We start from the raw sequence: 21,403 nt of genomic DNA on the forward strand, positions 1-21,403 counted from the left end.
CGGCACCGAGCTGGCCGAGGGCGCGAGACGCGGGTCATCAATGGCCGCGAATACCTGCTGGAATACGCGCTGCCCTGCGATATCGCCTTCATCCGCGCCTGGCGGGCGGATATGGCGGGCAACCTGCAATTCCGCCTGGCGCAGCGGATTTCTGCCCGCTGATGGCGATGGCGGCGAAGCTCACCATCGTCGAGGTGGAAGAGGACATCCTGCCCGCGGGCGCGCTCGACCCCGACCAGGTGCATCTCTCCGGCATCTTCGTCCAGCGCCTGGTGAAGGTGCCGCCGGCGCCCGAGGGGTTGTGGACCGTCCGGCGGCAGGAGCGCGCGAAATGAGCGGCAGCGGTTTGAGCCGGCCGATTCAGGCCTTCGCGCCGGAGGGCGCTCCGGCCACCGGACGCCCAACGGGCTGGGATCGCCAGCAGATGGCGGATCGCCTGGCGCAGGAATCCCAGGATGGCTGGATCGTCAACCTCGGCGTCGGCATCCCGACGCTCTGCAGCAACACCGACATAGGCGACCGCGACATCCTCTATCACGCGGAGAACGGCGTCATCGGCTACGGCCCGGTGCTGCCGGCGGGCGAGGAGGACCTGCACCTGGTCAATGCCGGTGGGCAGAATGTCTCGCTGCGGCCGGGGGCGGCCATCGTCCACCATGCCGACAGCTTCGGCATCATCCGCAGCGGCCGCATCGACGTGACGGTGATGGGCGCCTACGAGGTCTCGGCCGGCGGCGACTTCGCCAATTGGAAGGTCGGGAAGGCGAAGGGCGGCGGCATCGGCGGCGCCATGGACCTGGCGGCCTGCGCGAAGCGGGTCTTCATCATCCTCGAGCACACCACCCGCAAGGGCGAGCCGCGGCTGGTGCCGCGATGCTCGCTGCCGGTGACGGCGCGTGGCGTGGTGACGCTGGTGGCGACAGATTACGGTCTGTTCGCGCCGGCCGGCGAGGGCTTCGCGGTGCGCGAGCTGGCGCCGGGGATCACCTTCGAGGCCGCCCAGGCGGCAACGGGCGCACCGCTGACGGAAGGACGCTGAGATGGCCCTGCACATCGACTACTACGCTTCCCTCAACTCGCCCTGGACGCATCTGGGCGCGGCGCGGATCGAGGCGTTGGCAAGGCAGCATGGCGCCTCGATCCGCATCTACCCAGTCGATTTCGGCACCATCTTCGCCGGCTCCGGCGGCCTGCCGCTTCCCAAGCGCAGCCCGCAGCGCCAAGCCTACCGGCTGCAGGAACTGGCCCGCTGGCGGGAGGCGACGGGCATCCCGATCAAGACCCACCCGAAATACTTCCCGAGCTCCGAGGCGCTGAGCAGCGCCTGCGTCATCGGCCTGCGCGAGACGGAGGGCGACGCGCCGGCGATCCGGCTGGCGCACCGGGTGCTGAAGGCGGTCTGGGAGGACGAGCTGAACCCGGCCGACCGCGACGTGCTGGCCGGGCTGATCGGCGAGTGCGGGCTGGATGCCAAGGCCGTGCTGGCGCTGGGCGACGACCCGCGCTGGGCGGCGATGCGGGAGGCGGATACCGCCGCCGCCCTGGCCCGCGGCGTCCTCGGCGCGCCGAGCTACGTCATCGGCGAGGACATCTTCTGGGGCCAGGACCGGCTGGATTCGTCGCGAAGCGGCTGGCCAAGGGGTAGGGGAGGCTCGCTACACTCGCGCCCGACAGCCCAGGAGCGAGCGATGCGGCACCAGAGCCCCGGCGGCCCGGCATGATCGGCGAGAACCGCCGCCGCACCGAGGATGCTGCGCTTCCTGACCGGCGAGGGCCGCTACCTCGCGGACCTCGTCCCCGCCGGCGCGCTGCATGGCGTGGTGCTGCGCTCGCCGCATGCGCATGCGCGCATCGTCGCGGTCGATGCCGCCGCCGCCCGCGCCATGCCGGGGGTCGCACTGGTGCTGACCGGCACCGACCTCGCCGCCGAGGGCATCGGCTCGCTGCCCTGTCCCGCGGTGGTCGCCACGATCGGCCCGCTGGTCGTGCCGCACCGCCCGGCGCTGGCGCATCAGGCGGTGAAGCATGTCGGCGAGCCGGTGGCGCTGGTGGTGGCGGCGACCCGGGCCGCAGCGCGTGACGCGGCCGAGGCGATCCTGGTCGAGTACGACCCGCTGCCTGCGGTGGTGGACAGCCGCGCGGCGCTGGCCCCGGGCGCGCCGCAGATCTGGCCCGAGGCGCCGGGCAATCGCGCCTTCCGCTTCGAGCGCGGCGACCGCGCGGCGATGCAGGCCGGCTTTGCCGCCGCCGCCCGCATCGTCGAGCTCTGACCTCGTCAACCAACGGGTCCATGCCGCGCCGATCGAGCCGCGCGGCGCCGTCGCCGCCTGGGACGGCCGCCGCTTCGACCTGCTGTTCTCCGGCATGGGCGTGCACGGCATCCGCAAGCAATCGGCCACCGTCTTCGGCCTGGAGGAGGCCGCCTTCCACCTGCATTGCCCCGATGTCGGCGGCGGCTTCGGGATGAAGAATTTCCTCTTCCCCGAGCATGTCGCCCTGCTCGCCGCCGCCCGCCGGCTCGGCCGCCCCGTCGCCTGGATCGCCGACCATACGGAGGAATCCCAGGGCGCCGTGCATGCCCGCGACTTCCAGGGCAGGGCGCGGCTGGCGCGCTCGATGCGGCGGGGCGCTTCCTCGCGCTGCATGCCCGGATGGCGGGCGACCTAGGCGCCTATTGCTCGGCCTTCGGCCCGGCGGTGCCGACCAACTCGGTCTCCACCGCGATCGGTGGCATCTATGCCATCCCCGCCATCCTGCTGGAGGTGGAGGGCGCCTTCACCGATCCCTCCCCGTCGATGCCTATCGCGGCGCCGGCAAGCCGGAGGCGAACTACCTGACCGAGCGCCTGGTCGAGGCCGCGGCGCACGCGACTGGGATCGACGCGATCGAGATCCGCCGGCGCAATGCCATCAGCGCCTTCCCCTACCGAAGCGCCACGGGGATGCTGATGGATACCGGCCGCTTCGGCGACAATATCGGCGACCTCGCGGCGCTGCTGGACCGCGACGGCTTCGCGGCGCGGCGGGCCGAGAGCGAGGCGCGTGGCATGCTGCGCGGCCTCGGCATCGCCTGCTTCCTCGAGACCTCGCGCGGCGCGCCCCAGGAATGGGCGGCGGTGCGCTTCGCGGCGGACGGCATGGTCGACCTCTGCGTCGGCACGCAGAACAACGGCCAGGGGCTCGAGACCAGCTTCGCGCAGATCGCCGCCGCCTGGCTGGGCCTCGAGGAATCGCGTTTCCGCCTGGTGCAGGCCGATACCGACCTCGTCGCCTTCGGCAACGGCCATGGCGGCGCGCGTTCGCTGCATGTGGGCGGCACCGCCTTGGTCCTGGCGATGGACAAGGTGATCGAGAAGGCCCGCCGCCTGGCCGGCCACCTGCTGCAGGTCGCGCCGGAATCGGTGGAGTTCGCCGAGGGCTGCTTCACCTGCACCGCCACTGGCCAGGCCTTCACCCTGGATGCGCTGATCGAGGCCTCGCGCGACCCGCAGGACGTGCCGGAAGGGATGGAGCTCGGCCTGGATGCCGAGGCGATGAACCTCTCGGAGCTCGTCACCTTTCCCTCGGGCGCGCATTGCGCCGAGGTGGAGATCGACCCGGAGACCGGCGCCGTGACGCTCGCGCGCTACCAGGCGGTGGACGATTACGGGTCGCTGGTGAACCCGATGCTGACCCGCGGGCAGGTCCAGGGCGGCCTCACCCAGGGCATTGGCCAGGCGCTGCAGGAACGCATCGCCTACGACCCGGATTCTGGGCCAGCTGCTGAGCGCCTCCTTCATGGACTACGCCCTGCCGCGTGCGGCCGACCTGCCGGAGCTGGCGGTGACCTTTGGCGAGGCGCCGACCCATTCCAACCCGCTCGGCGTGAAGGGGGTGGGGCAGGCCGGCGCGATCGGCGCGCCGCAGACCGTCATGCATGCCGTGCTGGATGCGCTGCGGCCGCTCGGCGTCACAGGGCTGCAGATGCCGGCGACCGCCGAGACGGTCTGGCGGGCGATCCGGGGCGCTCAGCCGGCGGCGTGAACCTCCGGCTCTTCCTCGATCTGCAGCGCGTCGTTGAAGCGGTTGAAGAAGCCGCAGAGCGTGATCCGCAAGGTCAGCTCCACCACCTGCGCCTCGGTGAAGACCTCGCGGATGGCGCGGAACAGCGCCGCCGGGATGCGGTTCGGTGTCTCCCAGGCGGCGATGGCATACTGCACCACCAGCTTGTCGGTCGCATCCAGCTCGGGATGGTCCTGCCAGTCCATGATGCGGTCGATGCCGGCCGAGGAGATGCCCTCGACCTGCAGGAAAGGCTTGTGGTGCGCGACGCAGTAGTGGCAGGCATTGAGATTGGAGACGACGACGATGGCGATCTCCAGCGCCCGCTTCGGCAGCGTCCTCGCCTCCCGCAGCTCCATCAGCATCGGGAACAGGTGGCGCAGCGCCGCGGGGACATGGGCGAAGACCGCGACCTGGTTGCGGAACGGGCCGTAACTACCGGCGAAGCGCTCGTAGACCTCCGCCAACTCCGGCGGCAGCTCGGCACTGTCGATGTTGCGGACGCGGGCCATGGCGCTCTCCCCTGGGTGCAGGGGGCAGCCTACCCGGTCACGTCAGATGACGAAATTCAGCGGCTCCACCGTCGGCCGCTTCACGCCGGCCGCGGCCGCCCGCTTGATCAGGTCGGCGATGGTCAGGCCGGAGAGATGGTCACGGCAGAGCGTCTCCAGCTCGGTCCAGAGCGGCTGCACCACGGCGGCCTGCAGTCGCCCGGCGGGTGCCTCGGCCCCGCCATCCTCGTCCAACGCGGTCGAGACGATCTCCGCCAGCCGCAGGTCGCGCGGCGGCCGGCCCAGCCGGTAGCCGCCCTTCGGGCCGCGGATGCTGTCGAGCAGGCCAGCACGCGACAGGGCCTGCAGCACCGGCTCGATGCCCCGGCGCGCCTGGCCCAGCCGCTCGGCGATGTCGGCGGCGCTGACTGCCTCGGTACGGCCGGCATGGAAGGCCACGTCCAGCATGATCGCCACCGCGGTCATCGCCCGTTCCCGGCGCAGCAGCATGCGTGTTTCCTCCCAGGGGCGACGACCCCTCGGGGCGGCGCCGGGGCGCCGCCCTGTCCTGCAGACCTCGTCCGCTGCCGCTCAGCTGCGGGAGAGGGTCGAGGCCTCCGGGCCCTTCTTGCCCTGCACGACCTGCATGGTCACCGACTGGCCTTCGGTCAGCGGCGGGATGCCGCTGCGCTCGAGCGCCGTGGCATGCACGAAGACGTCGCGTCCGCCGCCTTCCGGGGAGACGAAGCCGAAGCCCTTCTCCGCGCTGTACCACTTCACGGTGCCGCGCATCTCCTCGGCCGGGCCGGAGGGGGCGAAGCCGCCACCGCCGCCGAAGCCGCCGGCCCGCGGCGGCCGGTCGCCGAAACCGCCAGAGCGGGGCGGCCGGTCGCCGAAGCCGCCACGCGGCGCGCCGCCGGGACCACCGCCGCCGGGCTCGCCGGGGCTGGTGATCTCGACTACCTCGGTCACCTGCTGGCCCTTCTGGCCGGGCCCGACGCGGACGCGCAGCCCGGCGCCCGGGTTGACCGCGTCGCTGCCCGAGCGCTGCAGCACCGAGACATGCAGGAAGGCGTCGCCGGAGCCGTTGCCGAGCTCCACGAAGCCGAAGCCTTTCTCGGGGTTGAACCACTTAACCGTGGCCTCGACCTCGGGACCCGTGGCAAAGACCGAGGGACCGCGGGAGGCCGGGGAGCCGCTCGGGATCGGGAAAGGAGGTGGGGCTCCCCAGCCACCACCACCGCCGCCAAACTCGGGGGTATCGTCGTCAAACCCGCGCTTGCGGGGCTTGCGGGGGCGCCAGCTTTCGTTTTTGGCCATCTCTCGAACTCTTCGGTGCTCCACTGGCCACGCCCCGTTCCCGGAACCCGGCCTGCCTTCATCTGCCCCCTTGGACAGCGAATGGCATTCGCCAAGCATCTAGCATAGGGCTTCCTGCACCGCGCGCCAGCCCATCCTGGAAATCTGCACGCGGCGATGAAATTTCGCCCCCGATACGCCCCGATCGGCACGGCGAGGCGGCAAGCTGCGGCAAAACGCGGCAGGCGATGGCGCCGCGGGCCGGTTGACCCCGGCCGGGCGGGCCCGCAGCTTCGCCTGGAACGAGGAATCCCTTGACCGATCTGGGCGTCGCCTTCGCCACCGCGCTGCAGCTGGTCGCCGGGGCCGACCCGGCGGTGCTGCGAATCGTCGGACTGTCGCTGCGCGTCAGCCTGTTGGCGACCGCCTGCGCCGCGCTGCTCGGGCTGCCGCTCGGCGCCCTGCTGGCGGTGGCGCGCTTCCCCGGCCGGCAGGCGATCATCGTCGGGCTGAACGCGCTGATGGGTCTGCCGCCGGTGGTCGCCGGGCTGCTGATCTACCTGGCCCTGTCGCGCAGCGCGGCCGCTCGGCGGTCTCGGCCTGCTGTTCACCCCGGGCGCCATGGTGATCGCCCAGACCCTGCTGATCGCGCCGATCCTCGCCGCGCTGTCGCGCCAGGCCATGGAGCAGCTCTGGGAGGAATATGCCGAGCAACTGCGCTCCTTCGGCGCCGGGCCCTGGCGCGCGGTGCCGACGCTGCTCTGGGACGGCCGCTTCGCGCTGCTGACCGTGCTGCTGGCCGGCTTCGGCCGGGCCAGCGCCGAGGTCGGCGCTGTCATGGTGGTCGGCGGCAATATCGAAGGCTTCACCCGGGTGATGACCACCGCCATCGCGCTCGAGACCAGCAAGGGCGACCTGCCGCTGGCCCTGGCGCTGGGCGGCATCCTGATGGCGATCGTGCTGGCGGTGAACGTCGCGGCGCAGTTGCTGCGCGGCGTCGCGGTGCAGGCGGGCGGCTGATGCGGGCGACGGAGACCGCGTTGCCGCTGCTGGCTGAGGGATTGGGCTATGCGGCCGGCGGCGTCGCCATCCTGCAGGAGGTCACCCTGGCGGTCGAGGCCGGGCCGCCGCTGCTGGTCATCGGTCCGAACGGTGCCGGCAAGTCGGTGCTGCTGCGTCTGCTGCACGGACTGCTGGCCCCGGGCGCCGGGCGCATCCGCTGGGCGGGCACCGGGCCGAAGCGCGATGCCATGGTCTTCCAGCGCCCGGTGATGCTGCGGCGGAGCGCACTCGCCAACCTGGAATACCCGCTCGCCCTGGCCGGGCTGCCGCACGCGGCGCGGCGGGCGCGGGCGGAGGCGGGGCTGGCCGAGGCGGGGCTGGCGGCGCTGGCCGGGCGGCCGGCCCGGCGGCTCTCGGGCGGCGAGCAGCAGCGCCTGGCCCTGGCCCGCGCCGCCGCCCTGGCGCCGGAGGTGCTGTTCCTCGACGAGCCCTGCGCCAGCCTGGACCCGGCGGCGACCAAGGCGGTGGAGGCGGCGATCGCCGGCATCGCCGGGCGCGGGACCAAGATCGTCATGACCACGCACGACCTGGCCCAGGCGCGGCGCCTCGCCGGGGAGGTCGCCTTCCTGCACCGCGGCCGGCTGCTGGATCGCGCGCCGGCGGCGGATTTCTTCGCCGGGGCCGCCTCGCCCGAGGCGGCGGCCTTCCTGCGGGGCGGATTGCTGGCCTGACCGGCGCCTGGGCATACTGCGCGCCAGGGACGGGGGAAGCGCCATGCGGCTCAAGGACAAGGTCGTCGTCATCACCGGCGCGGGGGCCGGCATCGGCCGCGCCACGGCGCTGCTCTGCGCCGAGGAGGGTGCGACGGTCGCCTGCCTCGACCGCGATCCGGCCGCGGCCGAGGCGGTCGCCGCGGCGCTGGCCCGGCCGGGCATGGCGATCGCGGCGGATGTCGGGGCGGAGGCCGAGGTCGCCGCCGCCATGCGGGCGGTCGCCGACCGCTTCGGCCGGATCGACGTCCTGCTGAGCAATGCGGGCTTCGGCATCCAGGGCGCGGTGACCGAGACCACCGAGGCGGATTGGGATGCGATCTTCCGGGTGAACGTGAAGGGCGTGTTCCTTTGCGCCAAGCACGCCATTCCGATTATGGCGGCGAAGGGAGGCGGGGTGATCGTGAATACCGCCTCCAACATCGCCATCGTCGGGATCAAGGACCGCGCGGCCTACGTGGCGACCAAGGGGGCGGTGGATGCGCTGACCCGGGCCATGGCGATCGACCATGCGGGGCAGGGCATCCGGGTGAACGCCGTGGCGCCGGGGCCGACCGCGACCTCCTATTTCGAGGGCATGCTGGCGCGCGCCAACGACCCGGGGGCCTTCACCGCGGCGCTGGCGGCACGCTCCCCGCTCAACCGCGTGGCGCAGCCGGAGGAGATCGCCCGGGCGATCGTCTTCCTCGCCTCGGACGACAGCTCGTTCATGCTCGGCGCGACGCTGGTGGTGGATGGTGGCCATGCCATCTGGTGAGCGCATCCGGTCGCGGAGCGCCGCAGGCGCGGAGCGTGAACCGGTCGCCCCGGCCCGGCCCGATCCCAGGGCGCCGCGGGCGCGGCGCATGGATCGGCCGCGCCGGAAAGCGCCCTGTTCCACGACGGCAACCGCGCGCTGCAGGACCGCTACGACGGCCGCCGCGTCGCCGATACGCTGGAGGCGCGCCGCCGCGCCGCGGCCTTCGAGCCGCAGCATGTCGCGCTGATCGAGACGGCACCCTTCTTCTTCCTGGCCACCGCGGCCGAGGGCGCGGTCGATTGCAGCTTCAAGGGCGGTCCGCCCGGCTTCGTCCGGGTCACCGGCCCGGCCACGCTGGAATGGCCGGACTACGACGGCAATTCGATGTATCTCAGTCTGGGGAACATCCTGAAGAGCCCATCCATCGGCATGCTCTTCATCGCCTTCGACGGGAAATCCCTGCGGCTCCGCCTGCGCGGCCAGGCATCGCTGGTGGAGGATCCGGCGCGGATCGCCGCCAGCCCTGGGGCGCGGCGGCTGGTCAGCGTCGCAGTCACCGATATCTTCCCGAACTGCCCGCGCTACATCCCGGACCTCGCCGGCGGTGCGCCCTCCGTCTACCTGCCGCAGTCGGATGGCAGCCAGATCCCGCCGGAATGGAAGGGCCGCGACTACATCCGCGACATCCTGCCGCGGGACGACCCGCATCGGGTATGACGCGCGGCCGATCCTGTTCTAGCCTTCCCCGGTCGCAGCAATAGGGACGGGCCGATGGACGGGATCACGCGCAGCCTGGACGAGCAGGCGCTGGTGCGGACGGCGCATCGCGTGCTGCCGGCCGGCGGCTTCGGCAACTTCGCCTCGGACATCATCATCCGGGAGGGCCGTGGCGGGCGGGTCTGGGACGTATCGGGCAACGAGTATGTGGACTACCTCCTCGGCTCAGGCCCGATGTTCATCGGCCATGCGCATCCGGAGGTGACGGAGGCCGTGCTGGCCCAGGTGCCGCGCGGCACCACCTTCTTCGCCAACAACGAGCACGGCATCCGCCTGGCCGAGGCGATCGTCGAGGCGATGCCCTGCGCCGAGCAGGTCCGCTTCGTCAGCAGCGGGTCCGAGGCGGACATGTACGCCATGCGCGTCGCCCGCGCCTTCCGCGGCCGCGACCGCATCCTGAAATCCGAGGGCGGCTACCACGGCATGTCCGATTGGGGGCTGATGAGCCTGGCGCCGAAGCGCCTGGCGGATCTCCGACCGCCGTGCCGGATTCGGCCGGCATCCCGAGGAGCGCGCGGGAGGAGGTGCTGGTCGCCCCCTTCAACGACCTGGATGCCGCCCGCGCGCTGATCGAGGCGCATCACGCCGAGCTGGGCGGGGTGATCCTCGAGCCATTCCAGCGCCTGATCCCGCCGGCGCCGGGCTTCCTGCAGGGCATCCGCGACATCACCGCGCACTACGGCATCCCGCTGATCTTCGACGAGGTCGTCACCGGCTTCCGCTTCGCCTATGGCGGCGCGCAATCTTACTACGGGGTGACGCCCGACCTTTGCACGCTGGGCAAGATCATCGGCGGCGGCTTTCCGTTGGCGGCGATCGCCGGGCGGGCCGACATCATGGCGCATTTCGACAAGGGGATCGTCGGCGAGGACGGCTTCCTGATGCAGGTCGGGACGCTCTCTGGCAATCCGGTCGCCGCGGTGGCGGGCCTGGCGACGCTGGAGGTGCTGCGCCGCCCCGGCGCCTACGAGCAGGTCTTCGCCAGCGGCCGGACGCTGATGCAGGGCATCGAGGCGATGCTGAAGAAGGCCGGGCTGCCGGCGCAGGTGGTCGGCGAGCCGCCGCTCTTCGACGTGGTCTTCAGCGCCGAGGCGGTGCGCGACTACCGCAGCACGCTGCGCGCCGATGCCGGGCTGCAGAAGCACTTCAACACCCGCTTGCGAGCGGCCGGGATCCTGAAGGGCGACAGCAAGTACTACATGTCGCTGGCCCATACCGCCGAGGACCTGGAGCAGACGCTGCAGGCCTTCGCCGGCGCGATCGCCGCGCTGCCGCGGAAGGCGGGGTAGAGGGGTCGGCAGTCGCCGCGCGGCGGGGGCCGACCCGCAAAAGGGAAGGGTGGGGTTCGGGGAGGGAATACCTGTTTTCCTCCCCGACCTTTTCTTCAGTCGACCTTCACGACCAGCTTGCCGAAGTTCTTACCCTCCAGCAGCCCGATGAAGGCCTGCGGCGCGCGCTTCAGCCCCTCGGCCACGTCCTCGCGCCAGGTCATCCGGCCATCCGCCATCCAGCCCAGCATTTCCTTGCGGAACTGGGCGTAGCGCGGCCAGCCCTTGTCGCTGACGATGAAGCCCTCGATCCGCAGCCGCTTGCGCACCACGGCGCCGAGATCGGCCCCGGCGCACCGCCGAAGCTGTCGGCGCCCTCGACCGTGTTGTACTGGCTGATCACGCCGCACATCACCATGCGGGCGAAGTCGCGCAGGCGCGGGAATATCGCCGCCTGCACCGGGCCGCCGACATTCTCCCAGTAGACGTCGATCCCCTCCGGGCAGGCCGCGTCCAGCTGCGCGTTCAGGTCGCCACGATGGTCGATGCAGGCGTCGAAGCCCAGCTCCTCCGTCACGTACTGGCACTTCTTCGCCCCGCCGGCGATGCCGATGACCTTGCAGCCGCGGATCTTGCCGATCTGCCCGACCACCTGGCCGACGGCGCCCGAGGCGGCCGAGACCACCATGGTCTCCCCGGCCTTCGGCATGCCGATATCCTCGAGCCCGACCCAGGCGGTCAGGCCCGGCATGCCGAGCACGCCGAGATTGGCCGAAAGCGGCGCCTCCTTCGGGTCCACCTTGATCAAGCCGGCGGCCTTCACGCAGGAATAGCGCTGCCAGCCATAGCCGCCCGCCACCATGTCGCCCGGCGCGAAGCCCGGCGCCTTTGAGGCGACGACCTCGCCCGCCGCGCGGCCTTCCCATGACGGCGCCGAGCTCGACCGGCTTGGCGTAGCTCTTCGCCTCCGCCATGCGGCCGCGCATATAGGGGTCGAGGGAGAGATAGTGGTGGCGGATCAGCACCTCGCCTTCCTGCGGCTCCGGCACCGGCGTCTCGACGATCTCGAAATCCTCGGGCACCGGGGCGCCCTTGGGGCGGCGACGCAGCAGCACCTGCAGGTTGGCGTTGGTCATGGCGGTCCTCCGTTCGGATGGCCGCAACATTGCCCCGGTTGCAGCCCGGGGGAAGGGGGCCACCTGCAGCGCATGACCCAGCGCCCCACCGAACGCGTCGCCGACTATCCCCGCCCGCCGCGGCTGGAACGCAGCGGCCGCCTGGTCACGATCCGCCTCGGCGGCGAGACCATCGCCGAGACGCGGGATGCCTTCCGGGTGCTGGAGACCTTCCACCCGCCGAGCTGGTACCTGCCGCCCGAGGCCTTCCGCCCCGGCGTGCTGCGCCCTGCGCCGGGCGGCAGCCTCTGCGAATGGAAGGGCCGGGCGCGCTACTGGAGCCTGGCCGCCGGCGGGGTGGTTGCAGACGCAGCGGGCTGGTCCTACCCGGACCCGACCCCGGCCTTCGCCGACATCCAGGACCATGTCGCGGTCTATGCCGGCCGGATGGACGCCTGCTTCGTGGATGGCGAACGGGTGGTGCCGCAGCCCGGCGGCTTTTACGGCGGCTGGATCACCGCCGAACTGGTCGGCCCCTTCAAGGGCGGGCCCGGCACGCTGGGGTGGTAGAGCAACGCGCTCAAAATCGTGAAGCGGATGGCTGCGACATTGCGCGGCTGGCAAGATGTTGTGATCGGCATTGCACCGACAATGCGGCGAGGGTGGCGACGGAACCTTTTGGGGGATGACACCGCATGCAGAATCCATACTCTCACGCTTGCCCTCGCCGCCGGCTTGGCGATGACCGCCTGCGCCGACGTGAAGACCACCAGCGGCCCGCCGATCGCCGGGACCTCGACCGGGCCGGGCTCCGCGCCGCTGAAGCAGGAAGCGCGCGACACCATGGGCGCGAATAGCGCGAATGCCTCGGGCGGGACCGCCACCTTCACCGGCACCCGCAGCGCCGGCGACACCGGCGCCAAGCCGACCATCGACTATACCGGGACCGCGCCCGCCGGCGGTGCGGGCAGCCCCACGCCGGTCCCGCTGCCGACAGGCGGCCGCCGCGAAGGCAACAAGGGCGGCTGAGCCGCCGGGCGGGGCTCAGCCGAGCCCCGCCAGCTCGCGCCACTCCGCCTCGGTCAGCACCCGGACGCCGAGCTCGGCAGCCTTGGCGGCCTTGCTGCCGGCATCGGCGCCGACCACGACGAAATCCGTCTTCTTCGACACGCTCTTGGTCACCTTGGCGCCGAGCCCCTCGGCGCGCGCCTCGGCCTCCGGCCGCGTCATCGTCTCGAGCGTTCCGGTGAAGACCAGCACCTTGCCGGCGAAAGGCGGATCGGCCGCCGCGGTGAAAGCCACCGGTTCCGGCGTGACATAGGCCGCCAGGTCGTCCAGCGCCGCCAGGTTGTGCGGCTCCTCGAAGAAATCGACTAGCTCCTGCGCGATCGCCGGGCCGATGCCCTGGATCGAGCCCAGCTCCTCCCGCGCCTCGGAGCCGATGATGCGGGCCGCCAGCATGCGCTCCCGCCATTCGGGCAGGGAATGGTAGTGGCGGGCCAGCAGCTTCGCATTCGCCTCGCCGATGCGGCGGATGCCGAGGGCGAAGATGAAGCGGTCGAAGGGCGGCCGCCGTCGCGCCTCGATGGCGCGGACGAGATTGCGGGCCGAGAGCGCGCCCCAGCCCTCCAGCGCGGCGATCCGCGCCTCATGCGCCGGCAGACGGTAGATGTCGGCCGGGGAGGCGAGCAGCCCTGCCTCGCGCAACTGGACGATCCGCTCCTCGCCGAAGCCGTCGATATCCAGGGTATTGCGGGCGACGAAATGCTTGAGGCGCTCGATCGTCTGGGCCGGGCAGATCAGCCCGCCGGTGCAGCGCTTCACCACCTCGCCCGGCGGCCGCACGGCATGGCTGCCGCAGAAGGGGCAGGTATCGGGGAAGGCGAAGGGGGTGCTGTCCGCCGGGCGCTTGTCCAGCACGACCGAGACGACCTGCGGGATGACGTCGCCGGCGCGCTGCAGCACCACCGTGTCGCCGACGCGGATGTCCTTCCGGGCGATCTCGTCCTCGTTGTGGAGGGTGGCGTGCTGCACCATGACGCCGCCGACATTGACCGGCTCCATCACCGCGCGCGGGGTCAGCGCGCCGGTGCGGCCGACCTGGATCTCGATGCGAAGAAGCTTCGTGATGGCCTGCTCGGCGGGGAATTTCCAGGCGATGGCCCAGCGCGGCGCCCGGCCGACGAAGCCGAGCCGGGTCTGCCAGTCCAGCCGGTCAAGCTTGTAGACCACGCCGTCGATGTCGTAGGCGAGGCCGGCGCGCTCCTCCGCCATCCGCGCCTGGAAGGCCTCGGCTTCTTCTTCGCTGCACAAAATTTTGTTTTCAGAATAAACTCTGAATCCCCAGTTGCTCAGATTCTCAAGGTACTCAAAATGAGTTTTCCATGAAATGTTAGAACATTCTCCCATTGCATAGGCGAACATGCTAAGTGGTCTTAGGGAAGTAACTCGCTCATCGAGTTGTCTTATTGCGCCGGCGGCAAAGTTTGCGCGGATTTGCGTAGATTTTTCTGCCGTGACTAGCTTCCTCTGCGTTGAAAGCCAAAAAATCAGCTTTCGTACAGAAGATTTCGCCCCGGATTTCGATCCTATTTGGGGACGAATTTGTGCGTAGTCTCTTTGGTATATCTTGAAGAGTCTTAACGTTTGCAGTGATATCTTCCCCTTCTATGCCATCCCCTCGAGTTGAGCCGCGAACTAAATTTCCATTCTCGTATAACAAATTCACCGAAACGCCGTCGATTTTTGGTTCGCCGACAAAGCATAGAGGCTCATCGCGTACATTGAGATAGTTTCCGAATTCTCTGGCAAAATTTCTGAAATTCTGAACTATTAAAGACATTATTTAGGCTTAGCATTGGAACGCCATGGCGAACTTTGAAAAGATCAAGTTCTATCTCCGACCCAACTTTCTGAGACGGACTATCGGAGCGGATTAAATTCGGAAAAATAGCCTCAATTTGGTCGTTTCTTCTCACGAGGTGATCAAATTCGGCATCGGTAATCAGCGGGTTTGATGCGTCGTACGCGGCCCGGTGCGCTGGGATTTCTTGCGCTAGTAGTTCCAGTTCGGCGGCAGCTTCAGCTTCGGTTAAAGACGTAGGCAGACGAGAACGCAGTGTCGACTGAGTCATAGAAGCCCTCCCGTCAGCAGGCTGTCGGCCGCCGCGCGGGCCGCATCCGTGACGCGTTCCCCGGCCAGCATCCGGGCGATCTCCTCGCGCCGCTCGCGCTTGTCCAGCGGCTCGACCGTGGTCGCCGCGCGCTGGCCCTTCACCGACTTGGCGACCCGCAGCTGCTGCGCGCCGCGCGCCGCGACCTGCGGGCTGTGGGTGACCACCAGCACCTGCAGCCGTTCCGCGACGCGGGCCAGCCGGTCGCCGACGGCCGCCGCCGTGGCGCCGCCGATGCCGGCATCCACCTCATCGAAGACCAGGGTCGGCACGGGCGATCCCCGGGCGAGAACCACCTTCAGCGCCAGCATCAGCCGCGACAGCTCGCCGCCCGAGGCGATCTTCTGCAGGTGCCCCGGCGTCTGGCCCGGATTGGTGGAGACCAGGAAGGTGACCCGGTCCATGCCGTCCGCCGCCCAGCCGCTCTCCTCGCGCGGCGCCACCTCCACCACGAAGCGGGCGCGGTCGAGCTTCAGCGGCGGCAGCTCCTTCGCCAGCGCTGCCTCCAGCCGCTTCGACGCCGCCTGGCGCGCCTCGGTCAGCGCCCGGCCTGCGGCGAGGTAGTCGGCGCGGGCGGTGGCGGCGGCGGCCTCCAGCCCGGCCACCCGCTCGGTCCCCGCATCCAACGCGCCGAGCCGGTCCTTCAGCTGGCCCAGGTGCGCCGGCAACTCCACCACCGGCACGGCATGCTTGCGGGCGGCGGCGCGCAGGCTGAACAGCCGGTCCTCCAGCGTCTCCAGCCGGCGCGGGTCCGGCCCGCCCTCATGCATCAGCCGCTGCAGCAGCGTCTCCGCCTCGGCCAGGGCGTCCTGCGCCTGGGCCAGGAAGCCGAGGATGGGCTGCGCCTCCTCGTTCGGCGCTGGCAGCCGCTCCAGCGCCCGGGCGGCGCCGCGCAGCGCATCGCCGGGGCCGCCGCGGCGGCGGTCGCGCGGCTGCAGTTCCGACAGCGCGGCGGCGATGCTCTCGCTGCGCCGCTCGCCCTGCTGCAGGCGCTGGCGCTCCTTGCTCAGCTCCTCCTCCTCGCCCTCCACCGGGGCGAGGTCGGAGAGTTCCTGCACGGCGTGGCGGAGAAATTCCTCGTCGCGCTGGGCGGCGGCGATCGCCTCCCGCGCCGTGGCCAGGGCCCGCGTCGCCTCGCGCCAGCCGCGATGCGCCGCGGCCGCCGCATTGCGCTTCGGCTCCAGCCCGCCGAAGGCATCCAGCAGCCCGGCATGGGTCGCCGGGTCGGCCAGCCCGACCTGGTCGTGCTGGCCCTGCACCTCGACGAGCGTCGCCGCAAGCCGCCGCAGCAGGGCGACGCCCACCGGCTGTTCGTTGACGAAGGCGCGGCTGCGGCCATCGGCCTGCACCACGCGGCGCAGCACCAGCGTGTCGTCCCGCTCGATCCCCTGCTCCTCGAGCACGCCGAAGGCCGGGTGGCCCTCGGGCGGCGCGAAGGCGGCGGTGACCGAGCATTGCGCCTGGCCGGCGCGGACCATGCCGGCCTCGGCCCGGGCGCCGCAGGCAAGGCCCAGGCTGTCCAGCAGGATCGACTTGCCCGCGCCCGTCTCGCCGGTCAGCACCGTCAGCCCCATGCCGAAGGTGAGGTCCAGCCGCTCGATCAGGACGACGTCGCGGATAGCGAGGGATGCCAGCATGCTTGGCGTGCGGTCCGCCCCGGCCTCAGAAGACCCAGTTCCAGGCGCGGCGCGCGAAGCCCGGCCGGTCGGGGGCCGAGGCCTCGGCACCCTCCACCAGCAGGGCGTAGCTGTCCTGGTACCAGGGGCTGCCGGGAAACATTGTGGCCAAGCACCGAAGCGGTCTTCCGCGCTTCCTCCGTCAGGCCGAGGGTCAGGTAGATCTCGGTCAGCCGGTGCAGCGCCTCGGGCACGTGGTTGGTGGTCTGGTATTCCTCGACCACCCGCTTAAAGCGGCCGATCGCCGCGGCATAGAGCCGCTGCCGCTGGTAGTAGCGGCCGATATTCATCTCCTTGCCCGCCAGGTGGTCGCGGCCGAGGTCGAGCTTCAGCCGGGCGTCGCGGGCATAGGCGGTGTCGGGGAAGCGGTTCACCACGTCCTGCAGCGCCGCCATGGCCTGTTCGGTGGTGCGCTGGTCGCGCTGCGCGTCGGCGATCTGCTCGTAGTAGCAAAGCGCCCGAAGATAGAACGCATAGGCGATGTCGCGATGCGCCGGGTGCAGCTGGATGAAGCGGTCGAGCGCGCCGATGGCCTCGGTGTAGCGGTTGCGCTGGTACTCGGCATAGGCCGACATCAGCTTGGCGTTGGTCGCCCAGGTCGAATAGGGGTGGTCGCGCTCGATCTGGTCGAAATAGTCGGCCGCCGCGGCATAGCGCCTGGCCTGCAGCGCCTCCACGCCGGCGCCGTAGAGGCCTTCCGGGGAAGGATCGACCGTGGCGTTGGCGATCCGGCGCTCGCCATCCAGGCTGGCCTGCTTGCCGTCCCAATTGTCGAACCAGGAACAGCCCGGCAGGGTCGTCAGGCCGAGGCCGAGGATGAGCAGGGTGGAAAGGCGTCTTGTCATCATGGCCCGGTCGCTGGAGTGCCGTGGCGCTGGGGCGGCGTCACGCTGAGGAGGCAGGCATGCGGGCGCCCGAGGCCTGGAATCGGGGACGGAATGCCATCGCCCGGCAAGCCTGCCCGGCGATGCCCGGCTCTATAGCACGCTGCCGCGCCGGTCGACAGGAGGCGACCCGGCCGTCCCGTTGTCAGGCGACGGCGGCGGCCGCGGCAGCGGGCGAGCGGCATGCGCGCCCCGCCGTCGATGCTGGCACCGGTCGGCAGCGCACGCCAATTGGCGCGGTCGGCGAAGAGCGCCCGCAGCAGCCGGTTGTTCAGCGCGTGGCCGGAGCGATGGCCGGTGAAGCGGCCGCGATCGGCGCCCCGGCCAGGGCCAGGTCGCCCACCACGTCCAGCATCTTGTGGCGGACGAACTCGTCCGGCCGGCGCAGCCCGCCGGGGTTCAGGACGGCCGGGCCATCCACCACCACCGCATTCGCCAGGCTGCCGCCCAGCGCCAGGCCGGCGGCGCGCAGCCGGGCCACGTCCTCGGCCAGGGTGAAGGTGCGGGCATCGGCCAGGCCGGTGCGGAAGCTCTGCGGCGTGACCCGCATGGAGACCGACTGCCGGCCGATGGCGGTGTTCGAGAAGTCGATGCTGAGCGAGGCGTCGAAACGGTCGCCGCTGCCGGGGGCGAGCTCGGCCCAGGCGGCGTTCGGGCCATCGCCCTCCTGCACCCGCACCGGGCGCAGCACCTCGATCGATCCGGCCATGCCGGCGCCGAGGCCGCCATGCGCAGCCAGGCCGACGCAGTCGATCAGGAAGACGAAGGGCGCGGCGGAGCCATCGAGGATCGGCACTTCCGGCCCGTCGAGCTCGATGACGGCGTCGTCGACGCCGCAGCCGGCCAGCGCCGCCATCACGTGCTCGACCGTGCCGATGCGGTGCTGCGGGGCTTCGGTGGCGCCGAGGGCGGTGCAGAGCCGGGTATCCACGACCTGGTCGAACAGCGCCGGGATCTCGAGGCCGATATCGGTCCGGTGGAACACGATGCCCGCCCCCGGGGCGGCCGGCCGCAGGCTGAAGCTGGGCACGCCGGCCGCTGTGCAGGCCGATCCCGACGCAGCCGATGGCGGCTTTCAGCGTCCGGCGGCGGCCTGTCTCGAGCGCGATGTAACCGTCCATTCCCGTTCCTGCGACCCCTGGGCGCGCGCCCTTTGGCGGCAGCCCCATCGCATAGGTGCCATCCCTGGTGCGTCGCGGCGAATAAAGCCTTGTTTCGTCATATTACGCTGTAAATCTTTGAAAATTCTGGTTTTTTGCGGTGCAAAATCTTTCGCTTGCTTAACGCTGCGACCGGCATGGAAGAGGCCGCCGCGGTCTCCCGCGGCGGCCTGCCATATCGCTCGGCGAGTGGTTCAGTTCGACTGGCGGCGCAGGAAGGTCGGGATGTCGAGCCCCATGTCGTCCTGCTGCGGCACGCGCGCGGGCGCTCGCGGCGCCTGCTGGTCGGGCACCAGGCGGTCCGCCACCGGCGCCGGCTCCGATACGGTGCGGCGCATCAGCCCGCCGCCGGTCACGTTGCGGAACAGGTTGCGGAAGCCGCCGCCGCCCGAGGCCGGCGCGGCGGGCGCCGCCGGGCGGACCTCGGCCGGGCCGACGACCGGGGCCGGGCGGCCGCCGGGGAAGGAGTTCGGCGCCGGGGCCGGGGTCATCATCACCGGGGCAGCGGCCTCGTGCTCCTCGACCAGCACTGGCTGCGGGCCGAGCTGCTGCGGCACCGGCATCGGCTCGTGCGCCGCCACCGGCGCGGCATTCACCGCCCGGCCGAGGAAGGAGCCGGGCACGCCCGCGGCGCGGCGCGGCGCCGGGCCGGCCGGGTGCACGCCGGCGACAGGGGAGGCGGCGCGGGGCGCGGGCGCCGTGGCGACGGCGGGACGGCCGCCCGGCACCAGGGTCAGGGCCTTCCGGCTTCGCCACCGGGGCGGCGACCGGCTGGGCCTGCACCGCATCGATGCCGGTGGCGACGACGGAGACGCGCAGGCGGCCGTTCAGGTCGTCCTCGACCGAGGTGCCGAAGATGATGTTGGCGTCCTCGTCCACTTCCTTGCGGATGCGGCTGGCGGCTTCCTCGACCTCGTACAGGGTCATGTCGTAGCCGCCGGTGATGTTGATCAGCACGCCGCGGGCGCCACGCAGCGAGGCGTCATCGAGCAGCGGGTTGCTGATCGCCTTCTCGGCCGCCTTCACCGCGCGGTCCTCGCCCTCGGCCTCACCGGTGCCCATCATCGCCTTGCCCATCTCCGCCATGACGGTGCGGATGTCGGCGAAATCGAGGTTCACCAGGCCGGGCTTGATCATCAGGTCGGTGACGCCGCGGACGCCGTCGTACAGCACCGCGTCGGCCATCTTGAAGGCCTCGGCGAAGGTCGTCCGCTCGTTCGCCATCCTGAAGAGATTCTGGTTCGGGATGATGATCAGCGTGTCGACGACCGACTGCAGCTCCTCGATGCCGGTCTCGGCCGAGCGCTTGCGCTTCGGTCCCTCGAAGTCGAAGGGCTTGGTGACGACGCCGACGGTCAGCACGCCGCGCTCGCGCGCCATGCGGGCGATGACCGGCGCTGCGCCGGTGCCGGTGCCGCCGCCCATGCCGGCGGTGACGAAGACCATGTGCGCGCCGTCGAGATGCCGGGCGAGCTCCTCGGTCGCCTCCTCCGCGGCGGCGCGGCCGATCTCCGGCTTCGCGCCGGCGCCAAGGCCCTGCGTCAGGTGCGGGCCGAGCTGCACGCGGCGCTCGGCCTTGCTGTGCACCAGCGACTGCGCGTCGGTGTTGGCGACGACGAACTCCACACCTTCCAGCCCCATGGCGATCATGTTGTTGACCGCGTTGGTGCCACCGCCGCCGACCCCGATGACGGTGATGCGCGGGCTGAAGTCGGTGTGCTGGGCGACAGGCAAGGTGAGGTTGAGCGTCATGCGGGCATCTCCTCAGGCAATCCTAGAGACATCAATCGATCCGTGTCCTGCGGGTGACGCGGGTAATCGCACTTCATCCACAGGTTTTTTCGCAACGATGTGACTGGTCTGCTGCATCACGCGCGATCCCGCAGCCAGTTGACGATTCGCCGGAACACGCCCGGCGGGCGTTCGAGGCCGGGCAGCAGGTCGAGCAGCGGCCTGCCCTCGCCGGCGCACCAGGTGAGCAGGCCGAGCGGCGCGGCGAAGGCCGGGCCCTGCGCGGTCTCGGGCAGGCCGCGCACCGGATGCGGCCGGCCGAGCCGCACCTGGCGATCGAGCACCCTTGCCGCGAGCTCGCGCGCGCCGACCAGCTGGCTGGCGCCGCCGGTCAGCACCACGCGGCGGCCCATCTCCTGGCTCAGCCCGGCGGCGTCGAGCCGGTCGCGGATCAGCTCGAAGGTTTCCTCGAGCCGCGGGCGGATGATCCCGACCACCATGGCGCGCGGAATGCGGGCGATCTGGTCGTCTTCCTCCCCACCAGCGGCACCGGCAGCCATTCGCGCTCGTCCTCCGGCGACCCGAGCACGCCGCCATGCAGCGTCTTCAGGCGTTCGGCATGCGCGACCGGCGTCGAGAGCAGCCGCGCCAGGTCGTTGGTGACGTGCCAGCCGCCGACCGGCAGCTGCGCGGTGTGCAGCAGGTGGCCCTCGGCGAAGACCGCGAAGCTGGTGGTGCCGCCGCCCATGTCGATGACCGTGGCGCCGAGATGCTTCTCGTCCTCGACCAGCGTGGCGAGGCCGGCAGCGAAGGGAGCGGAGACCAGCTCCTCCACCTCGAGGTCGCAGCGCATCAGGCAGGCGCCGAGGTTGCGCAGCGACGCCTGCGCCGCGTCCACCAGATGGAGTCGCGCGGTCAGCGTGTCGCAGATCATCCCGCGCGGGTCGTTGGCGCCCGGCGTCGCATCCACCGTGAAGCCGAGCGGGAAGGCGTGCACCGTCTCCCGCCCGTCCTCGGCGCCGCGGCGGCGGCCTTCGTTCATGATGGCGCGCAGGTCGGCCTCGGTCACCGCGCGGCCGCCGATCTGCCATTGGATGTTGTGGTGGCGCGATTCGGGCTGGCCGCCCGAGAGAGTTGACGATGACGCTGCGCAGCCGCGTGTCGGCCATCTCCTCGGCCTGGCCGACCGCGGCGCGGATCGCGCCCTCGGCCTCCTCGAGGTCGATGATGCTGCCGCCCTTGACGCCGCGCGCCCGCTGCCAGCCGAAGCCGAGCGCC

Annotated in this window: 21 protein-coding genes and 6 pseudogenes; 15 read left to right on the forward strand and 12 right to left on the reverse strand. The window is 71.1% G+C overall.

Translation table 11 applies throughout. From position 1 onward, the window contains the following. Positions 1–36: 36 nt before the first annotated feature. The 7 genes and pseudogenes from ACQ86J_RS29490 to ACQ86J_RS29520 all read left to right on the forward strand — a co-directional run. Positions 37–81, forward strand: a pseudogene (locus ACQ86J_RS29490) (hypothetical protein); the annotation flags it as partial. Continuing rightward, positions 80–1,039, forward strand: a complete 960-nt coding sequence (locus ACQ86J_RS29495) for a CoA-transferase (RefSeq protein ID WP_431272579.1) — start codon at positions 80–82, stop codon at positions 1,037–1,039. The pseudogene ACQ86J_RS29490 and the gene ACQ86J_RS29495, both read left to right, overlap by 2 nt. Position 1,040: 1 nt before the next feature. Continuing rightward, positions 1,041–1,721, forward strand: coding sequence for a 2-hydroxychromene-2-carboxylate isomerase (locus tag ACQ86J_RS29500; protein ID WP_431268313.1), 681 nt, complete (start codon positions 1,041–1,043; stop codon positions 1,719–1,721). 27 nt (positions 1,722–1,748) lie between these two features. Continuing rightward, positions 1,749–2,270, forward strand: coding sequence for a hypothetical protein (locus tag ACQ86J_RS29505; RefSeq protein ID WP_431268314.1), 522 nt, complete (start codon positions 1,749–1,751; stop codon positions 2,268–2,270). After that, positions 2,239–2,667 (forward strand): molybdopterin cofactor-binding domain-containing protein, encoded by a 429-nt coding sequence (locus ACQ86J_RS29510; protein WP_431268315.1) that lies wholly within the window; start codon positions 2,239–2,241, stop codon positions 2,665–2,667. Before ACQ86J_RS29505 ends, ACQ86J_RS29510 begins: the two co-directional genes overlap by 32 nt. Beyond that, positions 2,652–3,694: pseudogene (locus tag ACQ86J_RS29515) on the forward strand (xanthine dehydrogenase family protein molybdopterin-binding subunit); the annotation flags it as partial. The gene ACQ86J_RS29510 and the pseudogene ACQ86J_RS29515, both read left to right, overlap by 16 nt. Before the next feature lie 82 nt (positions 3,695–3,776). Further along, complete coding sequence (locus ACQ86J_RS29520; RefSeq protein WP_431268316.1) at positions 3,777–4,022, forward strand: hypothetical protein; 246 nt, start codon at positions 3,777–3,779, stop codon at positions 4,020–4,022. Here the strand turns inward: ACQ86J_RS29520 and ACQ86J_RS29525 are convergent. The 3 genes from ACQ86J_RS29525 to ACQ86J_RS29535 all read right to left on the reverse strand — a co-directional run bounded on the left by ACQ86J_RS29525 (position 4,007) and on the right by ACQ86J_RS29535 (position 5,851). Beyond that, a complete protein-coding gene (locus tag ACQ86J_RS29525; RefSeq protein ID WP_431268317.1) occupies positions 4,007–4,552 on the reverse strand; it encodes a carboxymuconolactone decarboxylase family protein in 546 nt (181 codons plus the stop codon). The genes ACQ86J_RS29520 and ACQ86J_RS29525 overlap by 16 nt on opposite strands. A 42-nt stretch (positions 4,553–4,594) precedes the next feature. Next, entirely contained in the window at positions 4,595–5,041 is a 447-nt protein-coding gene (locus ACQ86J_RS29530) for an RrF2 family transcriptional regulator (protein ID WP_431268318.1), read from the reverse strand. An 81-nt stretch (positions 5,042–5,122) separates the two neighbouring features. Then, positions 5,123–5,851: a cold-shock protein gene (locus ACQ86J_RS29535; protein WP_431268319.1), complete on the reverse strand. Its 729-nt coding sequence runs from the start codon at positions 5,849–5,851 to the stop codon at positions 5,123–5,125. 600 nt (positions 5,852–6,451) lie between these two features. Between ACQ86J_RS29535 and ACQ86J_RS29540 the strand changes: the two genes are divergently transcribed. From ACQ86J_RS29540 to ACQ86J_RS29565, 6 genes are all read left to right on the forward strand, one after another. After that, positions 6,452–6,850, forward strand: coding sequence for an ABC transporter permease (locus tag ACQ86J_RS29540; RefSeq protein ID WP_431268320.1), 399 nt, complete (start codon positions 6,452–6,454; stop codon positions 6,848–6,850). Then, positions 6,850–7,563, forward strand: coding sequence for an ATP-binding cassette domain-containing protein (locus ACQ86J_RS29545; protein ID WP_431268321.1), 714 nt, complete (start codon positions 6,850–6,852; stop codon positions 7,561–7,563). The genes ACQ86J_RS29540 and ACQ86J_RS29545 overlap by 1 nt, the downstream gene beginning before the upstream one ends. Positions 7,564–7,606: 43 nt before the next feature. Then, positions 7,607–8,359, forward strand: coding sequence for an SDR family oxidoreductase (locus ACQ86J_RS29550; RefSeq protein WP_431268322.1), 753 nt, complete (start codon positions 7,607–7,609; stop codon positions 8,357–8,359). Between the two features lie 252 nt (positions 8,360–8,611). Beyond that, a complete protein-coding gene (locus tag ACQ86J_RS29555; RefSeq protein WP_431272580.1) occupies positions 8,612–9,058 on the forward strand; it encodes a pyridoxamine 5'-phosphate oxidase family protein in 447 nt (148 codons plus the stop codon). A 54-nt stretch (positions 9,059–9,112) separates the two neighbouring features. Next, complete coding sequence (locus ACQ86J_RS29560) at positions 9,113–9,688, forward strand: aminotransferase class III-fold pyridoxal phosphate-dependent enzyme (protein ID WP_431268323.1); 576 nt, start codon at positions 9,113–9,115, stop codon at positions 9,686–9,688. Next, the gene (locus ACQ86J_RS29565) at positions 9,601–10,407 is read left to right on the forward strand and encodes an aspartate aminotransferase family protein (protein WP_431268324.1); all 807 of its coding nucleotides are present in this window, start codon (positions 9,601–9,603) and stop codon (positions 10,405–10,407) included. The genes ACQ86J_RS29560 and ACQ86J_RS29565 overlap by 88 nt, the downstream gene beginning before the upstream one ends. Positions 10,408–10,606: 199 nt before the next feature. Here the strand turns inward: ACQ86J_RS29565 and ACQ86J_RS29570 are convergent, their stop codons facing one another. Together ACQ86J_RS29570 and ACQ86J_RS29575 are read right to left on the reverse strand one after the other, a co-directional pair. Further along, complete coding sequence (locus ACQ86J_RS29570) at positions 10,607–11,248, reverse strand: zinc-binding dehydrogenase (protein ID WP_431268325.1); 642 nt, start codon at positions 11,246–11,248, stop codon at positions 10,607–10,609. A gap of 121 nt (positions 11,249–11,369) precedes the next feature. After that, positions 11,370–11,552 (reverse strand): annotated as a pseudogene (locus ACQ86J_RS29575) (hypothetical protein); the annotation flags it as partial. A 42-nt stretch (positions 11,553–11,594) separates the two neighbouring features. On the opposite strand from ACQ86J_RS29575, the gene ACQ86J_RS29580 reads away from it, so the two are divergent. Beyond that, complete coding sequence (locus ACQ86J_RS29580; protein ID WP_431268326.1) at positions 11,595–12,071, forward strand: DUF427 domain-containing protein; 477 nt, start codon at positions 11,595–11,597, stop codon at positions 12,069–12,071. 171 nt (positions 12,072–12,242) lie between these two features. Next, positions 12,243–12,530, forward strand: coding sequence for a hypothetical protein (locus ACQ86J_RS29585; protein WP_431268327.1), 288 nt, complete (start codon positions 12,243–12,245; stop codon positions 12,528–12,530). A gap of 15 nt (positions 12,531–12,545) precedes the next feature. On the opposite strand, the pseudogene ligA reads toward ACQ86J_RS29585, so the two are convergent. From ligA to ACQ86J_RS29620, 7 genes and pseudogenes are all read right to left on the reverse strand, one after another. Beyond that, a pseudogene (gene ligA, locus ACQ86J_RS29590) lies at positions 12,546–14,635 on the reverse strand (NAD-dependent DNA ligase LigA). Further along, on the reverse strand, positions 14,632–16,311 hold the full coding sequence (recN, locus tag ACQ86J_RS29595; RefSeq protein ID WP_431268328.1) for a DNA repair protein RecN: 1,680 nt from the start codon (positions 16,309–16,311) through the stop codon (positions 14,632–14,634). The pseudogene ligA and the gene recN overlap by 4 nt, the downstream one beginning before the upstream one ends. After that, positions 16,275–17,198, reverse strand: coding sequence for an outer membrane protein assembly factor BamD (locus ACQ86J_RS29600; RefSeq protein ID WP_431268329.1), 924 nt, complete (start codon positions 17,196–17,198; stop codon positions 16,275–16,277). Before ACQ86J_RS29600 ends, recN begins: the two co-directional genes overlap by 37 nt. A gap of 181 nt (positions 17,199–17,379) precedes the next feature. Then, positions 17,380–18,355 (reverse strand): annotated as a pseudogene (gene lpxC, locus ACQ86J_RS29605) (UDP-3-O-acyl-N-acetylglucosamine deacetylase). Positions 18,356–18,588: 233 nt separating this feature from the next. Beyond that, positions 18,589–20,146 (reverse strand): annotated as a pseudogene (gene ftsZ, locus ACQ86J_RS29610) (cell division protein FtsZ). A gap of 116 nt (positions 20,147–20,262) precedes the next feature. Further along, entirely contained in the window at positions 20,263–20,625 is a 363-nt protein-coding gene (locus ACQ86J_RS29615; protein ID WP_431268330.1) for a hypothetical protein, read from the reverse strand. Next, positions 20,577–21,194 carry a cell division protein FtsA gene (locus tag ACQ86J_RS29620; protein WP_431268331.1) on the reverse strand — a complete coding sequence of 206 codons (618 nt, stop codon included), beginning with the start codon at positions 21,192–21,194 and terminating at the stop codon, positions 20,577–20,579. Before ACQ86J_RS29620 ends, ACQ86J_RS29615 begins: the two co-directional genes overlap by 49 nt. Positions 21,195–21,403 lie beyond the last annotated feature (209 nt).

Source organism: Dankookia sp. P2, from assembly GCF_050632255.1.
In the GTDB taxonomy this organism is placed as follows: Bacteria; Pseudomonadota; Alphaproteobacteria; order Acetobacterales; family Acetobacteraceae; genus Paracraurococcus.

Coding starts and splice junctions, on each gene's coding strand:
- ACQ86J_RS29500 (WP_431268313.1), top strand. CDS start 1,041: ATGGCCCTGCACATCGACTACTACGCTTCCCTCAACTCGCCCTGGACG.
- ACQ86J_RS29505 (WP_431268314.1), top strand. CDS start 1,749: ATGCTGCGCTTCCTGACCGGCGAGGGCCGCTACCTCGCGGACCTCGTC.
- ACQ86J_RS29520 (WP_431268316.1), top strand. CDS start 3,777: ATGGACTACGCCCTGCCGCGTGCGGCCGACCTGCCGGAGCTGGCGGTG.
- ACQ86J_RS29525 (WP_431268317.1), bottom strand. CDS start 4,552: ATGGCCCGCGTCCGCAACATCGACAGTGCCGAGCTGCCGCCGGAGTTG.
- ACQ86J_RS29530 (WP_431268318.1), bottom strand. CDS start 5,041: ATGCTGCTGCGCCGGGAACGGGCGATGACCGCGGTGGCGATCATGCTG.
- ACQ86J_RS29535 (WP_431268319.1), bottom strand. CDS start 5,851: ATGGCCAAAAACGAAAGCTGGCGCCCCCGCAAGCCCCGCAAGCGCGGG.
- ACQ86J_RS29540 (WP_431268320.1), top strand. CDS start 6,452: ATGGTGATCGCCCAGACCCTGCTGATCGCGCCGATCCTCGCCGCGCTG.
- ACQ86J_RS29545 (WP_431268321.1), top strand. CDS start 6,850: ATGCGGGCGACGGAGACCGCGTTGCCGCTGCTGGCTGAGGGATTGGGC.
- ACQ86J_RS29550 (WP_431268322.1), top strand. CDS start 7,607: ATGCGGCTCAAGGACAAGGTCGTCGTCATCACCGGCGCGGGGGCCGGC.
- ACQ86J_RS29560 (WP_431268323.1), top strand. CDS start 9,113: ATGGACGGGATCACGCGCAGCCTGGACGAGCAGGCGCTGGTGCGGACG.
- ACQ86J_RS29570 (WP_431268325.1), bottom strand. CDS start 11,248: ATGGTGGCGGGCGGCTATGGCTGGCAGCGCTATTCCTGCGTGAAGGCC.
- ACQ86J_RS29580 (WP_431268326.1), top strand. CDS start 11,595: ATGACCCAGCGCCCCACCGAACGCGTCGCCGACTATCCCCGCCCGCCG.
- ACQ86J_RS29585 (WP_431268327.1), top strand. CDS start 12,243: ATGACCGCCTGCGCCGACGTGAAGACCACCAGCGGCCCGCCGATCGCC.
- recN (WP_431268328.1), bottom strand. CDS start 16,311: ATGCTGGCATCCCTCGCTATCCGCGACGTCGTCCTGATCGAGCGGCTG.
- ACQ86J_RS29600 (WP_431268329.1), bottom strand. CDS start 17,198: ATGATGACAAGACGCCTTTCCACCCTGCTCATCCTCGGCCTCGGCCTG.
- ACQ86J_RS29615 (WP_431268330.1), bottom strand. CDS start 20,625: ATGGTGGTCGGGATCATCCGCCCGCGGCTCGAGGAAACCTTCGAGCTG.